At 35.5% G+C, this 251-nt stretch carries 1 protein-coding gene; it reads right to left on the reverse strand.

The window, feature by feature from the left end; genetic code table 11:
* Positions 1-251: hypothetical protein (locus R2R70_RS21900; RefSeq protein WP_410979181.1), on the reverse strand; the 251-nt coding region annotated here is incomplete at both ends.

The raw sequence follows: 251 nt of genomic DNA on the forward strand, positions 1-251 counted from the left end.
TTCTTTATTTTCTCCTCATTTGCTTTTTCTCCAGATTTTAGGTTATACATATCACAGTCAGTTTTTGTGTCTTCGGTAAGCTCAGTTTGTTTGTATTCCCAATCAATTGACACGTTACCGTAAAAATTATAGCTGCCAGCATAATCTGTGTAAGGATCAGCAGCATCGTAACAATTGCGGTAGTGATTAAGTAAAGTTTCACAATAAACACGAATCGCAGAAAGATAAACGCTCTTTTTCTCATATGGTGT

Source organism: Cobetia sp. SIMBA_158 (assembly GCF_046566945.1).
Lineage (GTDB): Bacteria > Pseudomonadota > Gammaproteobacteria > Pseudomonadales > Halomonadaceae > Cobetia > Cobetia amphilecti.